This is a genomic window from Rhodanobacter sp. KK11 (genome assembly GCF_033345435.1).
GTDB lineage: Bacteria > Pseudomonadota > Gammaproteobacteria > Xanthomonadales > Rhodanobacteraceae > Rhodanobacter.
The window spans coordinates 296159-309137 of sequence record NZ_JAWPMI010000004.1 but is presented as its reverse complement, the minus strand read 5'-3'; the positions used below and the strand labels follow the sequence as shown (position 1 = coordinate 309137).

The window sequence follows — 12979 nt, the reverse complement described above, 5'->3', positions numbered from 1 at the left end:
AAGGTCTCAGGCCGCGGCCATCTGCTTCGGAATGGAATGATTGGTGTGGCTGATGCGGTTGCCCGGACCCGCTGCGATGTAGACGCAGGTGGGCCGGTACTGCTCCAGTTCCGCCTCGCTCAGCTGGGCGAACGCGGCGATGATGACGATGTCGCCTGCCTGCGCGCTGCGCGCGGCGCTGCCGTTGACCGAGATGATGCCGGAGCCTTCCTCGGCGCGCAGCGCGTAGGTGACGAAGCGCTGGCCGCTGTTGACGTTCCAGGCGTGGATCTGCTCGTACTCGCGGATGCCCGCGGCATCCAGCAACAGACCGTCGATCGCGATCGAGCCTTCGTAGTGCAGCTCGGCGTGGGTCACCGTGGCGCGGTGGATCTTGGCCTTGAGCATGTTCAGGTGCATGACTTTCTTTCCGGCAGGGACAGCCTGCAAAGTCGCCGATTATCGAACCGTTGACGCTGCGCCGCAACATCGCACGGCGTCAGGTCCGATATGCGGCCAGCTCAGCCGAACCGCAAGTTGTCGATCAGCCGGGTGTTGCCCAGACGGGCCGCAATCAGCGCCACCAGGCCCTCGTGTTCGCCATCGGCCGGCTCGGCCAGGTCTTCGGCACGGCGGATCACCACGTAGTCTGGAACGAAGCCCGCCCGCTCGAGGCGAGCGGTGGCGGTCTGCTCGACGACCCGCCACGGGTGGCCCTGCGCCAGCAGCTCGCGCATCTTCTGCAGGGTGTCGTGGATCAGCGGCGCGCGCGCACGCTCCGCGGCGTTCAGGTACTGGTTGCGCGAACTCAGTGCCAGGCCGTCATCGGCGCGCAGGATCGGCGCCGCCACCACCTTCACCGGCAGCCCCAGGTCGCGCACCATCCGTTCGACCACCTTCAGCTGCTGGAAATCCTTCTGGCCGAACACCGCCACGTCCGGCTGCACCAGGTTGAACAGCTTGCACACCACGGTGGCCATGCCGTCGAAATGCCCGGGGCGATGCGCGCCCTCCAGCGTGTCGGTGATCTGCGGCACGCGCACGCTGACGCTGTGCTCGGGGCCGAACGGATACATCGTGGCCACGTCCGGCGCAAACAGCAGGTCGCAATCCTGCTCTGCCAGCGCCGCCTGGTCCTGCACCAGGGTGCGCGGATAACGGTCGTAATCCTCGTTCGGACCGAACTGGGTGGGGTTGACGAAGACACTGGCCACCACCCGCTCGGTGCGCGCCCGCGCCAGCTTGATCAGCGACTGGTGACCCGCATGCAGGTTGCCCATGGTCGGCACGAAGCCCACCGTCTGGCCTTGCGTGCGCCAGCCACGGATCGCAGCGCGCAGTGCCGGGACGTCTTGTACGGTCTGCATGGGATGTCGACTCGCCAGGTCAGTTGAAACAATGCTCGGGAGCCGGGAAAGCACCGCTGCGCACGTCCTCGGCATAAGCAGCGATCGCCGCGGCGACGGAATCGCGCCCGGCCAGAAAATCCTTGCTGAACTTCGGCCGCTTGCCCGGGGTGATGCCGAGCATGTCGTGGATCACCAGCACCTGGCCGTCGCAATGCGGGCCGGCGCCGATGCCGATCACCGGAATCTTCAGCGCCGCCGTGACCCGCTGGCCCAGTTCGACCGGCACGCCTTCCATCACCAGCAGGTCCGCCCCGGCCGCCTGCACCGCCAGCGCCTCGGCCAGCACGCGCTCGGCGGCAGCCTGCTCGCGGCCCTGGATCTTGAAACCGCCGAACTTGTGCACCGACTGCGGAGTGAGCCCGAGATGCGCGCAGACCGGGATCGCGCGCGCGGTGAGTGCCGCGATAGCCTCCAGGATGTGCGGCGCGGCGCCCTCGATCTTCACCATGGCCGCGCCGGCTTCGCCGACCAGCCGCGCCCCCGCCTCCAGCGCATGCGCCACGTCACGATCGGCCATGAACGGCAGGTCGGCCACCAGCATCGTGGCCGACAGCCCGCGCGCCACCGCGGCGGTGTGATAGACCATGTGATCCAGCGTCACCGGCAGTGTGCTGCGATGCCCTTGCACCACCATGCCGAGCGAATCGCCGACCAGTGCGATGTCGACGCCGGCCGCCTCCAGCTGCCAGGCGAAACTGGCGTCGTAGGCGGTGAGCATCACGATGCGCCGTCCCTGCGCCTTCATCGCAAGCAGGCCTGGCACGGTCACCGGCTTGCGGTCGGGGACACTGGCGTTCTGCACGTACACGGCAATTCCTGGATGGGGGTGGCCGCCGATTATCCGGCGCGCTACGGTGATGGCTCAAGCCACGCGTTCGCAGCCGGTCAGGTCGAGGCGGGCAAGCAGCTCCGCCACCGTGGCCTGGCCGGGCAGGCGCAGCGTGGGCGCAATATCGTGCAAGGGCAACAGCACGAAGGCCCGTTCGGCCAGGCGCGGATGCGGCAGGGTCAGTTGCGGGTCGGCGAGCTGCACGCCGGTAACGTGCAACAGGTCCAGGTCCAGCGTACGCGGCCCGTTGCGCCCGGCGCGCACGCGGCCGGCGCGCTGCTCGATCGCCAGCAGGGCGTCCAGCAAGGCGTGCGGCGACAGCGCGGTGTCCAGTTCCACCGCGGCGTTGATGAATGGCGGCTGCTCCAGTACGCCCCACGGGGGCGTGCGGTACAGATGTGAGCGCTGCAGCAGGCGGGTGTCGGGCAGGTTCGCCAATGCCTCCATGGCATCGAGCAACTGTTGCCGCGGGTCGCCGAGATTGCTGCCCAGCGCGACGTAGGCCAGGGTCACGCGGGGTCCGAGTTGCGAGCCGACCGGTGCCGACGGCGGCGCGGACGCGGCGGCCTGGCGGCCACCGGCGGCGGTGCGTAATCGCCGGCACCACTGCTGCCGGCCGGCAGCGCAGCGGCCAGCACATCCGGCGGCAGCTGCTGGGCATGCGCCCACCATTGGCCCAGTTCGCGCACCGCCGGCGATTCCTCGCCGCGCAGCAGCAGGAAGTCGAACGCGGCGCGGAACCGCGGGTGCGCCATCAGGCGGAATACCCGCTTGCGCTGGACCTGTTCGAAACGCGGCTGCAGCGACCAGATCTCCTCCATGGTGAAGGTGAACCGGCGCGGGATCGCCACCCGCTGGCACTGCTCGCCGACCACCTGCGCCGCGGCGCGCGACCATGCCTCGTTGCCTTCGATGCCCCGACCGATCAGCTGGTGCGCCACGTCGCGCACCTCGCCCCACAGCAGCACCGCGAACAGGAACGCCGGGGTCACCGACTTGCCTTCGGCGATCCGCGCGTCGGTGTTCGCCAGGCCGCGCTCGACCAGCGCACGCAACGCCTCGTCGCCGCGCCTGAGTGCGCGCGCAGTGGCCGGGAACAGGAATTTCAGCAGGCCGCATTGCTCCAGCATGCGGAAGCCCTTCAGTCCGTTGCCGGCCAGGAACATCTTCAGCGACTCGTCGAACAGCCGTGCCGGAGCGGCGTCGGCCAGCAGCGGCCCCAGCGTCTCGAACGGCGCCATCGCGGCCGCATCGATGCGCATGCCAAGCTTCGCCGCCAGCCGCGCCGCGCGCAGCATGCGCACCGGGTCCTCGTGATAGCGGGTATCCGGGTCGCCGATCAGACGCAGCACGCGGTCTTCGAGATCCTGCATGCCGCCGACGTAGTCGCGCACCGAAAAATCGCTGATGTCGTAGTACATCGCGTTGACGCGGAAGTCGCGGCGCAGCGCATCCTCCTCGATCGTGCCCCAGATGTTGTCGCGCACGATGCGGCCATCGATGATGTGGCGGTCGCCTTCGCCGCCTTCCTCGCCGGTACCGCGGAAGGTGGCCACCTCGATGATCTCCGGTCCGAACACCACGTGGGCGAGCCGGAAGCGGCGGCCGATCAGACGGCAGTTGCGGAACAGTTTCTTCACCTCGTCCGGCGTGGCGTCGGTGGCCACGTCGAAGTCCTTCGGCCGCAGCCCCAGCAAGAGGTCGCGTACCGCGCCGCCGACCAGGTAGGCGGCATAGCCTGCCTCGTTGAGACGGTACAGCACGCGCAACGCCGCCTTGCTGATGTTCTTGCGCGAGATGACGTGCTGGTCACGCGGAATGATCCGCAGCGTCGACGTGGCGTCGGTCCTCGATTCGAGATTCAAGCGGTCGGAATCCTTGCAGGGCGAAGCTGCCCTTGAGTGGCAATATATCGCGGCGCGCAGCACCGCAACCCGTCCCGTCGGGGGCGCGGGACATCTGCGCCGGCGGGCCTGTCCCGGACCGAGCAAGCCAATGGCTGCCAAGCATTGCCGGGCGAAACAATTCCGCTATACTAGCGCGCTTCGGAAGTCAGCGCTCCCTTCGTCTAGTGGCCCAGGACACCGCCCTCTCAAGGCGGGAACACGAGTTCGAACCTCGTAGGGAGCGCCAGTTACCTGTGCGATCATCCGTGATCGCCGTTGTCTGGAAAGGCCTCGGTAACCCACGGTTGCCGGCCATTGGCCGGACCAGAAGCGGCCATCCATGGCCGCACTCTTCACAAGAGCGCTCCGATTCGCTTCTCTCAGAGCAGAGCCGCCCATGACTTTCGTTGTCATCGACAACTGCATCAAGTGCAAGTACACCGACTGCGTCGAGGTATGCCCGGTCGATGCCTTCCATGAAGGCCCCAATTTCCTGGTGATCGACCCGGACGAGTGCATCGACTGCACCTTGTGCGAACCGGAGTGTCCGATCAACGCGATCTATCCGGAAGACGACGTACCAGCCGGCCAGGAAGGCTTCGTGGCGCTGAATGCCGAACTGGCCAAGAGCTGGCCGGTGATCACCGAACGCAAGGACCCCCTGCCCGACGCCAAGGACTGGGAAGGCAGGCCGGGCAAGCTCGAACTGCTGCAGCGCTGAATGCACCTGCAAAAACGCCGCCCCGAGGGCGGCGTTTTTTGACGGTTGCCGCCGGGGATCAGCCGCCCAGACGCGATTTCAGCGCGTCGACCACCTTGCCCACCGCCGCGGCATTGCCTTCGGCGCGGATTTCGCTGGCCGCCGTACCGCTGCTGTTGACGCTGATCTGCACCTGGTGCGAGCCGGCGCCCGGGGCGGCCACCGAGCCGCTCTTGTCACGCCCGAACAGGCGGCCGAAAAAGCCTTTCTTCTTCTGCTGCACCATGGCGTCGGAAACATTCAGCGTATAGCTGTGCGCGGCGGCGTCGTGCCCGACCAGTTCGCCCAGGCTGCCGCTTTCCAGCACCTGGCCGACCCGGCGATAGGCACTGTCGACGCTGTCGGCCAGCACGAAGCCATCGCTGATCTGGCCGCCGGCCGAACCGACGCGTGCGGTGGCTCCGTTGGCGGTCGGCTGGTTCGCACCCGGCGGCGGGATCACCAGTGCTTCGCTGGTCGAGGGTCGGTCGAGGCTCGGCGGAATCTCCAGCGGGGCTTCCTGCACGGCCTTGTCCCACGCCTTGTGCGAACGGAACGCGCCGCAACCGGAAAGCAGCAGGCCACTGAGGGCCACGGCCGGCAGGGCCACGAGGAGCGAGGTTTTCTTCATGTAGTCGGATTCCGTGAGTAGGTCTAGCAACCGTCAGCCGGCTGCAGTCGCCAAGGATGCCAGACTGGACAGCGCTTGGTGCAACCTGGCGCGATCCGGGCCGTCGTTCAGTTCCACCAGCGGCAATCTCGGCAGCGCCAGTCCCAGCCCCAGCAGGGGCAGGCCGGCCTTGACCGCGATCGGGTTGGGCGCGCAGTTGAGTGCCTGCAGCAGCGGTTCCAACGCGGCATGGCAGCGCGCCGTCGCCACCCGATCACCCGCGACAGCCGCGTCGCACAGGGCGCGGAACGCCTGCGGCACCAGGTTGGCCACCACCGAGACCGTACCGGCCGCTCCGGCCAGCATCGCCGCGCCGGCACTGCCGTCGTCGCCGGACAGATAGACGAAATCCTCGCGCACAAGTTCCGCCAGCGCCGTTATCCGTTCGCGGTCGCCACGCGCCTCCTTGATGCCGACGATCGCCGGGTGTTCGCGCAACGCGGCCACGGTCGAGGGCAGCAGGTCGCAGCCGGTGCGGGTCGGCACGTTGTACAGCAGCACCGGCAATCCGCCGTGTTCGGCCACTTCGAGGAAATGCCGGCGCAGGCCTTCCTGGGTCGGGCGCACGTAATAAGGCGTCACCACCAGCGCCGCGTCGGCACCCAGCGCCTTCGCGCGGCGGGTCAGCGCCACCGTCTTGGCGGTGCCGGCCTCGCCGGTGCCGGCGATCACCGGCACCCGCCCGGCCACGCGCTCGAGCGCGAACGCCAGCAGGCGATCGAACTCGTCGTGCTCCAGCATGTGCGCCTCGCCGGTGGAACCGGCCACCACCAGCGCCTGGGTACCACCGACCAACTGATGATCGAGCAGCCGACCGAACGCATCCAGGTCGAGTGCACCGTCAGCCGTGAACGGGGTGGCCAATGCGCAGATGCTTCCGCGAATGTTCAAGACACGATTCCGCAACAAGGCAAGCTGCTCATGTTACTTGCCGCTTCGCGAGGCGGGCAAGTAAGCTCGACCGGAGTAGTCTCATGGCCCCGCGCCGCGCACGCAGACGTCCACAGGCAGACCCTTGAAACCTTCTCCCGGCCCTTCCTCCGCTTCGACGCGCTCGGGCAACGACAACCACTTGCTGATCCACGCACTCACCGCGACGACCAAATCGCCGCTGCTGGCGCTCGCGCGGCGCATCGCCGACGCCGGCTGCAACCTGTCCGAGTCGCGCGTGTCGACCATCGGCACGGAAGTCTCGCTGATGCTGCTGGCCACCGGCGCGTGGGACGCGCTGGCCAAGCTGGAGACCGCGCTGGCCAAGCTCGGCCGCGACGAGAGCCTGCACCTGGTGCATTACCGCACCGGGCCACGCCAGAACAGTTCGCACCTGCTGCCTTATCTGGTGGAAGTGGTGGCTGCCGACCGGCCGGGCATCGTGGCGCGCATCATGGATTTCTTCAGCCAGCACGGGATCAGCGTGGAACAGCTGAACTCCACCCGCTACCAGGCCATGCAGACCGGGGCGGAGATGTTCCAGGCCCAGTTCACCATCGGCATTCCGGCGGAAATCCACATCGCCGCCCTGCGCGACGATTTCCTGGAACTGTGCGACGGCCTGAACCTCGACGCGATCATGGATCCGGTGAAGTTCTAGGATGCATCGGCGATGACGGCCTGACAAGGCTGTCATCCGCCACGGTCGTCGCGCTAGTCTCTGCCTGCACACAGGCGAAACCCCCGTCGGGTTTCCGGAGAGACCATGCCAGACATCGGAAAGAAAGCCCCTGCCCTCAGCGGCACCACCGGCGACGGCCACGCCCTGAAGCTTGCCGACCTCAAGGGCCAATGGGTGGTGTTGTACTTCTACCCCAAGGACTCCACCCCCGGCTGCACCAGCGAGGCGAAGGATTTCCGCGACCTCTACCCCGCCTTCCGCAAGCGCCGCGCGCAGGTCGTCGGCGTGTCGCGCGATTCGCAGAAGTCCCACGCCAACTTCGCCGCCAAGCAGGAACTGCCGTTCCCGCTGGTGTCCGATGCCGACGAAAGCTGGTGTCGCGCGTTCGACGTGATCCACGAGAAAGTGCTGTATGGCAAGCGCCACCTTGGCATCGTGCGCAGCACCTTCCTGATCGACCCCGACGGCAAGCTGGTGCGCGAATGGCGCGGCGTGAAGGTGCCCGGCCATGCCCAGGCCGTGCTCGACGCCATTCCCGCCCGGTGACCGCCTCGCCGCGCATGGCCTCCATCCGCAGGCTCCCTCCACCCACCAGCGAGGACACTTCCGCATGACCGGAAGCAAGCGCATCTACGCTCTCGACACCAACGTCCTGCTGCACGACCCGACCTCGCTGTTCCGTTTCGAGGAACACGACGTCTTCATCCCGATGACCGTGCTGGAGGAACTGGACGAAAAGAAGAAGGGCGCCTCCGAGGTCTCGCGCAACGGCCGCCAGGCCAGCCGCTTCCTCAACGAGCTGATCGAGCGCGGCAAGCAGCATGACCTCGCCGACGGCCTGGAACTGAGCAACCCGCAGGGCGTCAAGCTCAAGCGTGGCTCCTCGGTCGGCCGGCTGTACTTCCAGCACCGCACCAGCAGCAATGGCCACGCCAAGGCGGACAACCAGATCCTGGCGGCGGTGATCGAGCTGCGCGACCAGCACCCGGGCCGCGACGTCATCCTGGTCACCAAGGACATCAACCTGCGGATCAAGGCCAGCATCAACGGGCTGGTCGCCGAGGACTACGAGAACGACCGCGCGCTGGACGACTTCTCGCTGCTCTACACCGGCTCGACCGCGTTGCCGGAGGATTTCTGGGAGCTGCACCCGGAGGTGCGCTCGTGGACCGAACGTGGGCGCACGTTCTACGAGCTGAAGCGGCGCGAAGATGAAGCCTGGTACCCCAACGAATGCCTGTACCTGCCCGGCGAGAACGCGATCGAGCTGCGCGTGCTGCACCTGGACGAGGCCAGTGCAACCTTGGTGCTGCTGGACGACCACTCGCACGCCAACCACCACGTGTGGGGCATCGGCGCGCGCAACCGCGAACAGAACTTCGCGCTCAACGCGCTGATGGACCCGGACATCGACTTCGTCACCCTGCTCGGCAACGCCGGCACCGGCAAGACCCTGCTGGCGCTGGCCGCCGGCCTGGCCCAGGTGATGGACCAGCAGCGCTACCGCGAGATCATCATGACCCGCGCCACCGTTTCCGTCGGCGAGGACATCGGCTTCCTGCCCGGCACCGAGGAAGAGAAGATGACGCCGTGGATGGGCGCGCTGACCGACAACCTCGAAGTGCTGGCCAACCCCGAGGACGGCGGCAGCTGGGGCCGCCAGGCTACCAACGACCTGCTCGCCTCGCGCATCAAGATCCGCTCGCTGAACTTCATGCGCGGGCGTACCTTCCTCAACCGCTACCTGATCATCGACGAGGCGCAGAATCTCACCCCGAAGCAGATGAAGACCCTGATCACCCGCGCCGGCCCCGGCACCAAGATCGTCTGCCTCGGCAACGTCGAGCAGATCGACACGCCCTACCTCACCGAGACCACCTCCGGCCTCACCTACGCGGTGGACCGCTTCAAGAACTGGGAGCACTCGGCGCACGTCACCCTGCGTCGCGGCGAGCGTTCGCGGCTGGCGGATTTCGCGGCCGAGGCGCTTTGAGCCGGAAACCGGGAAAAGCGCGACGCGCCCGATGCGCGTCGCGGAACCGGCGTGGCGAAGCAGCCCGGGGCCGGAGCGCGGCAAACGGGTAGAATGAAGGCTCCGGAATCCCCGCCAGGGCTGCTCGCCGCGCCATGATCCTCACGCCTCGCCTGATCCTGCTGATCCTGTTCGCCCTCTTCGTGCTGTGTGTGCTGCTGGTGCACCTTCGCGGGCGCGTGCGGTTGCGCTTCGACCGTCAGCTGGTTGACCACTCGGCGGTGTTCGCGCCGTACAACCTGCTGATGTACGCGTTCTCGGCAGTTCCGGCCAGGCCGATCCTCGACCGCCGCAGTTTCCCGCAGCTGGACCTGCTGCAGGCGAACTGGCAGACCATCCGCGACGAGGCGCTGCAGCTGTTCGACGAAGGCCACATCCGCGCCGCCGCGAAAAACGACGACGCCAGCTTCAACAGCTTCTTCAAGCAGGGCTGGAAGCGCTTCTACCTGAAGTGGTACGGCGAGCCGCTGGCCTCGGCCGAGGCGCTGTGCCCGAAGACGGTCGCGCTGCTGAACGCCATCCCCGGCATCAAGGCGGCGATGTTCGCCACGCTGGCCCCGAACAGCAAACTCAATCCCCACCGCGACCCGTTCGCCGGTTCGCTGCGCTACCACCTGGGCCTGATCACGCCGAATTCGCGCGACTGCCGCATCTTCGTCGACGGCGAGGAGCATGCCTGGGGCGATGGCAAGGACGTGGTATTCGACGAAACCTACGTGCACTGGGTAGAGAACAAGACCGACCAGACCCGGGTGATCCTGTTCGCCGACGTGGAGCGCCCGCTGCGCACGCGCTGGATGAACGCCATCAACCATCGCGTGGGCGCGTTCATGGGTCGCATCACCGCGTCGCCCAACAGCGACGCCGGCGCCGAGAAGACCGGCATCGTCAACCGCCTGTACGCGTGGAGCCAGCGCAAGGGCCCCGTGCACCACTGGAAGGCGGCGTTCAAGCGGCGCCACAAGAAGCTGTACAAGGCCGGCAAGTACGCCGGCATCTTGCTGCTGATCTGGTTGGTCTTCCTGGCGCCCTGGCCGCTGTTCCGCTGACGCTTGGCGAAAACAAGCGCCCGGCCTGGGCAGGCCGGTCACGTTCCGCCCTACCCGTGCGTCTTGGTAGCGTCCCTCCCCCGGAGCGTTCCATGGACCCGCAAACCGCTGTGTTCCAGCAACACCGCCAGCGCCTGTTCAGCCTGGCCTATCGCATGCTTGGCACGCCCAGCGACGCCGAAGACGTGCTGCACGACGCCTGGCTGCGCTGGCACGCCCAGGACGTCGCTGCGCTGGACGACCCGCAGGCTTGGCTGGTCACCGTGACCACGCGCATCGCGCTGGATCGCCTGCGCCGAGCCAAGACCGAGCGCGCGCACTACTCCGGCCCGTGGCTGCCGGAGCCGCTGACCGTCGACGCCGACCAGCCCGAAGCGCAACTGGAGCGCGCCGAAAGCCTCACCCTCACCTTCCTGTTGCTGCTGGAACGGCTGAGCGCCGAGGAGCGCGCCGCCTTCCTGCTGCGCGAAGTGTTCGACTACAGCCACGCCGAAACGGCTGCGATGCTGGAGATCAGCGAGGATGCCTGTCGCCAGCGCGTGCACCGCGCGAAGCAACGCCTGCGCGAAGACCGGCCGCGTCAGCCGCTGCCCGACACCAAGGCGCAGCACCGCCTGCTCGAACGCTTCGTGCAGGCGTTGCAGCAGCCGGACCTGGAAACCCTGCGCGCCCTGTTCGCCGAGGACGCGCTGCACGTCGCCGACAGCGGCGGGCTGGCCCGCGCCACGCTGCACCCGCTGCACGGCGCCGACCGGCTGGCGCGGCTCTATCTGCAGATTGCGCGGCAGCAGCGCCGCTACGGCGTACGCCACGAGATCCGCCAGCTCAACGGCACGCCGGCCCTGCTCAGCTGGTGTGACCAGACGCTGGTGGCAGCCAGCTGGATCGACAGCGACGGCGAACACATCACCGCGGTGCACGCTCTGCGTCACCCCGACAAACTCGCCCGGCTGGCGGCGGTCACAAAAGCGGCGGCGCCTGCGTCCTTGCATTGAACGGCCGCTGCCGGCCGCACATCGCGAGGAAAACCCATGCCCCGTTTCAACGTCAACAAGCGCCCCGACGCAGTCAAGCCACTGTTCGCCCTGAGCGAGTACGTCAGGAAATCCGGCCTCGAACCAGGCTTGATCGAACTGGTACAGATGCGCGTCTCGCAGCTCAACGGCTGCGCCTACTGCCTGGACATGCACAGCCAGGACGCCCGCGCCGCCGGCGAGACCGAGCAGCGCCTGTACCTGCTGCAGGCGTGGCGCGAGGCGCCGTTCTACAGCCCGCGCGAACGCGCCGCGCTGGCCTGGTGCGAGGCGGTGACCCGGCTCGACCCGATCCATGGCGTGCCGGACGAGGTCTACGAGGAGGCCCTCGCCGAATTCGGCGAGGAACAGCTGATCGACCTCAACATGGCGGTGATCGCGATCAACAGCTGGAACCGCATCGCCATCCCCTCGCGCGCCGAGCCCGGCCACTACAAGCCAAGCAAGCACTGAGCGGCTGCCGTCATGGCCACGATCAGGCTGTACCGCCATCCCAACTGCGCGGAATGCACACACTGCGAGCGGTAGCACCGCCTTCGATCGGCCGGATTGTTTCGGTCCGGGCGCCGCTCATGCAGGCGTGGATCCGACCAAAAAGCCGCGGAGCGACCGCGGCTTTTTGGTCGACCGGCGTTCCGGATCAGGCCGCGAGGCGCTTCACGATCGCGTCGGCGAAACTGCTGGTGCTGCCCTTGCCGCCGATGTCCGGCGTCACGCTGTCGCGGTCGTGGGTCATGGTGTCGCGGATCGCCTGGCGCAGGCGGTCGCCCTTGGCCACCATGTCCAGGTAATCGAGCATGTCGGCGGCGGCCAGCAGCAGCGCGCACGGGTTGGCGATGCCCTTGCCCGCGATGTCCGGCGCCGAGCCGTGCACCGCCTCGAAAATCGCCGCGTGCTCGCCGATGTTGTCGCCCGGCGCCAGGCCGAGGCCGCCGACCAGGCCGGCGCACAGGTCCGACAGGATGTCGCCGAACAGGTTGGTGGTGACGATCACGTCGAACTGGTACGGGTTCATCACCAGCTGCATGCAGGTGTTGTCCACGATCATCTCGTTGAACTCGATCTGCGGGTATTCCCTGGCGATCTCGCGCGCCACGTTGAGGAAGAGGCCCGAGGCAGTCTTGATGATGTTGGCCTTGTGCACCGCGGTGACCTTCTTGCGGCCCTTCTTCACCGCCAGCTCGAAGGCGTAGCGCACGATGCGCGCACAGCCCTTGCGGGTGACGCGGATCATCGAGGTGGCAACCTCGCCGTCCTCGGACAGGGTCTGGCCCTCGGACAGGTAGGCGCCCTCGGTGTTCTCGCGCACCGTGATGATGTCGATGTTGTCGAAACGCGCCTTGGTGCCGGGGAAGCTCACCGCCGGACGCACGTTGGCGTACAGGTCGAAGTGGCGGCGCAGGGTGACGTTGACCGAGGTGAAGCCGCCGCCGATCGGCGTGGTCAGCGGGCCCTTCAGCGCGACCCTGTGCTCGGCGATCCTGTCCAGCGTGGCCTTCGGCAGCAGGTCGCCGTGCTTCTCCAGCGCGACCATGCCGGCGTCGACGAAGTCGTACTTCAGGCCGCAGTCCAGCGCGTCGAGCACGCGCAGCGTGGCAGTCATGATCTCCGGGCCGATGCCGTCGCCGGGGATCACGGCAATCGTCTTGCTCATGGGGGGAACTCCTTGAAACGAAAGCTACGGGCAGTGCGTGCGCATGGGGATGCGCACGCACCGAAACCGGTCGATTATCGCCGATA

15 protein-coding genes and 1 tRNA gene are annotated in these 12979 nt (G+C 67.5%); 8 read left to right on the top strand and 8 right to left on the bottom strand.

What is annotated here, in order from left to right; all coding sequences use genetic code 11:
* Nucleotides 1-6: 6 nt before the first annotated feature.
* The 5 genes from panD to pcnB form a co-directional block, all read right to left on the bottom strand.
* On the bottom strand, nt 7-399 hold the full coding sequence (panD, locus tag R5H19_RS11995) for an aspartate 1-decarboxylase (protein WP_318159234.1): 393 nt from the start codon (nt 397-399) through the stop codon (nt 7-9).
* A 101-nt stretch (nt 400-500) separates the two neighbouring features.
* A complete protein-coding gene (gene panC, locus R5H19_RS11990) occupies nt 501-1346 on the bottom strand; it encodes a pantoate--beta-alanine ligase (protein WP_318159233.1) in 846 nt (281 codons plus the stop codon).
* 19 nt (nt 1347-1365) lie between these two features.
* Nucleotides 1366-2157, bottom strand: coding sequence for a 3-methyl-2-oxobutanoate hydroxymethyltransferase (panB, locus tag R5H19_RS11985; RefSeq protein ID WP_318159535.1), 792 nt, complete (start codon nt 2155-2157; stop codon nt 1366-1368).
* A gap of 93 nt (nt 2158-2250) precedes the next feature.
* A complete protein-coding gene (gene folK / locus R5H19_RS11980) occupies nt 2251-2730 on the bottom strand; it encodes a 2-amino-4-hydroxy-6-hydroxymethyldihydropteridine diphosphokinase (protein ID WP_318159232.1) in 480 nt (159 codons plus the stop codon).
* Nucleotides 2727-4082, bottom strand: a complete 1356-nt coding sequence (pcnB, locus tag R5H19_RS11975) for a polynucleotide adenylyltransferase PcnB (RefSeq protein ID WP_318159231.1) — start codon at nt 4080-4082, stop codon at nt 2727-2729. The genes folK and pcnB overlap by 4 nt, the downstream gene beginning before the upstream one ends.
* 192 nt (nt 4083-4274) lie before the next feature.
* On the opposite strand from pcnB, the gene R5H19_RS11970 reads away from it, so the two are divergent.
* Both R5H19_RS11970 and fdxA read left to right on the top strand, forming a co-directional pair.
* Nucleotides 4275-4350, top strand: a tRNA-Glu gene (locus R5H19_RS11970).
* A 150-nt stretch (nt 4351-4500) separates the two neighbouring features.
* On the top strand, nt 4501-4824 hold the full coding sequence (gene fdxA / locus R5H19_RS11965) for a ferredoxin FdxA (RefSeq protein WP_318159230.1): 324 nt from the start codon (nt 4501-4503) through the stop codon (nt 4822-4824).
* Nucleotides 4825-4882: 58 nt separating this feature from the next.
* Here the strand turns inward: fdxA and R5H19_RS11960 are convergent, their stop codons facing one another.
* Both R5H19_RS11960 and dapA read right to left on the bottom strand, forming a co-directional pair.
* Nucleotides 4883-5473, bottom strand: coding sequence for a hypothetical protein (locus tag R5H19_RS11960; protein ID WP_318159229.1), 591 nt, complete (start codon nt 5471-5473; stop codon nt 4883-4885).
* A 33-nt stretch (nt 5474-5506) separates the two neighbouring features.
* Entirely contained in the window at nt 5507-6403 is an 897-nt protein-coding gene (dapA, locus tag R5H19_RS11955; RefSeq protein ID WP_318159228.1) for a 4-hydroxy-tetrahydrodipicolinate synthase, read from the bottom strand.
* 124 nt (nt 6404-6527) lie between these two features.
* Between dapA and R5H19_RS11950 the strand changes: the two genes are divergently transcribed.
* From R5H19_RS11950 to R5H19_RS11925, 6 genes are all read left to right on the top strand, one after another.
* Entirely contained in the window at nt 6528-7103 is a 576-nt protein-coding gene (locus R5H19_RS11950; protein WP_318159227.1) for a glycine cleavage system protein R, read from the top strand.
* A 105-nt stretch (nt 7104-7208) separates the two neighbouring features.
* On the top strand, nt 7209-7670 hold the full coding sequence (locus tag R5H19_RS11945; protein ID WP_318159226.1) for a peroxiredoxin: 462 nt from the start codon (nt 7209-7211) through the stop codon (nt 7668-7670).
* A 64-nt stretch (nt 7671-7734) separates the two neighbouring features.
* A complete protein-coding gene (locus R5H19_RS11940) occupies nt 7735-9117 on the top strand; it encodes a PhoH family protein (protein WP_318159225.1) in 1383 nt (460 codons plus the stop codon).
* 152 nt (nt 9118-9269) lie between these two features.
* Complete coding sequence (locus R5H19_RS11935) at nt 9270-10205, top strand: aspartyl/asparaginyl beta-hydroxylase domain-containing protein (protein WP_318159534.1); 936 nt, start codon at nt 9270-9272, stop codon at nt 10203-10205.
* A 92-nt stretch (nt 10206-10297) separates the two neighbouring features.
* Nucleotides 10298-11200, top strand: a complete 903-nt coding sequence (gene sigJ, locus R5H19_RS11930; RefSeq protein ID WP_318159224.1) for an RNA polymerase sigma factor SigJ — start codon at nt 10298-10300, stop codon at nt 11198-11200.
* Between the two features lie 36 nt (nt 11201-11236).
* Entirely contained in the window at nt 11237-11692 is a 456-nt protein-coding gene (locus R5H19_RS11925; protein ID WP_318159223.1) for a carboxymuconolactone decarboxylase family protein, read from the top strand.
* Between the two features lie 187 nt (nt 11693-11879).
* Here R5H19_RS11925 and R5H19_RS11920 read toward each other — a convergent pair whose 3' ends face one another.
* On the bottom strand, nt 11880-12893 hold the full coding sequence (locus R5H19_RS11920; protein WP_318159222.1) for an isocitrate dehydrogenase: 1014 nt from the start codon (nt 12891-12893) through the stop codon (nt 11880-11882).
* Nucleotides 12894-12979: the final 86 nt, after the last annotated feature.

What these genes read in the sequence shown, in the direction of transcription:
- panC (WP_318159233.1), bottom strand. Translation starts at nt 1,346, where the DNA reads ATGCAGACCGTACAAGACGTCCCGGCACTGCGCGCTGCGATCCGTGGC.
- R5H19_RS11925 (WP_318159223.1), top strand. Translation starts at nt 11,237, where the DNA reads ATGCCCCGTTTCAACGTCAACAAGCGCCCCGACGCAGTCAAGCCACTG.
- fdxA (WP_318159230.1), top strand. Translation starts at nt 4,501, where the DNA reads ATGACTTTCGTTGTCATCGACAACTGCATCAAGTGCAAGTACACCGAC.
- R5H19_RS11940 (WP_318159225.1), top strand. Translation starts at nt 7,735, where the DNA reads ATGACCGGAAGCAAGCGCATCTACGCTCTCGACACCAACGTCCTGCTG.
- R5H19_RS11945 (WP_318159226.1), top strand. Translation starts at nt 7,209, where the DNA reads ATGCCAGACATCGGAAAGAAAGCCCCTGCCCTCAGCGGCACCACCGGC.
- panD (WP_318159234.1), bottom strand. Translation starts at nt 399, where the DNA reads ATGCACCTGAACATGCTCAAGGCCAAGATCCACCGCGCCACGGTGACC.
- sigJ (WP_318159224.1), top strand. Translation starts at nt 10,298, where the DNA reads ATGGACCCGCAAACCGCTGTGTTCCAGCAACACCGCCAGCGCCTGTTC.
- R5H19_RS11960 (WP_318159229.1), bottom strand. Translation starts at nt 5,473, where the DNA reads ATGAAGAAAACCTCGCTCCTCGTGGCCCTGCCGGCCGTGGCCCTCAGT.
- R5H19_RS11920 (WP_318159222.1), bottom strand. Translation starts at nt 12,893, where the DNA reads ATGAGCAAGACGATTGCCGTGATCCCCGGCGACGGCATCGGCCCGGAG.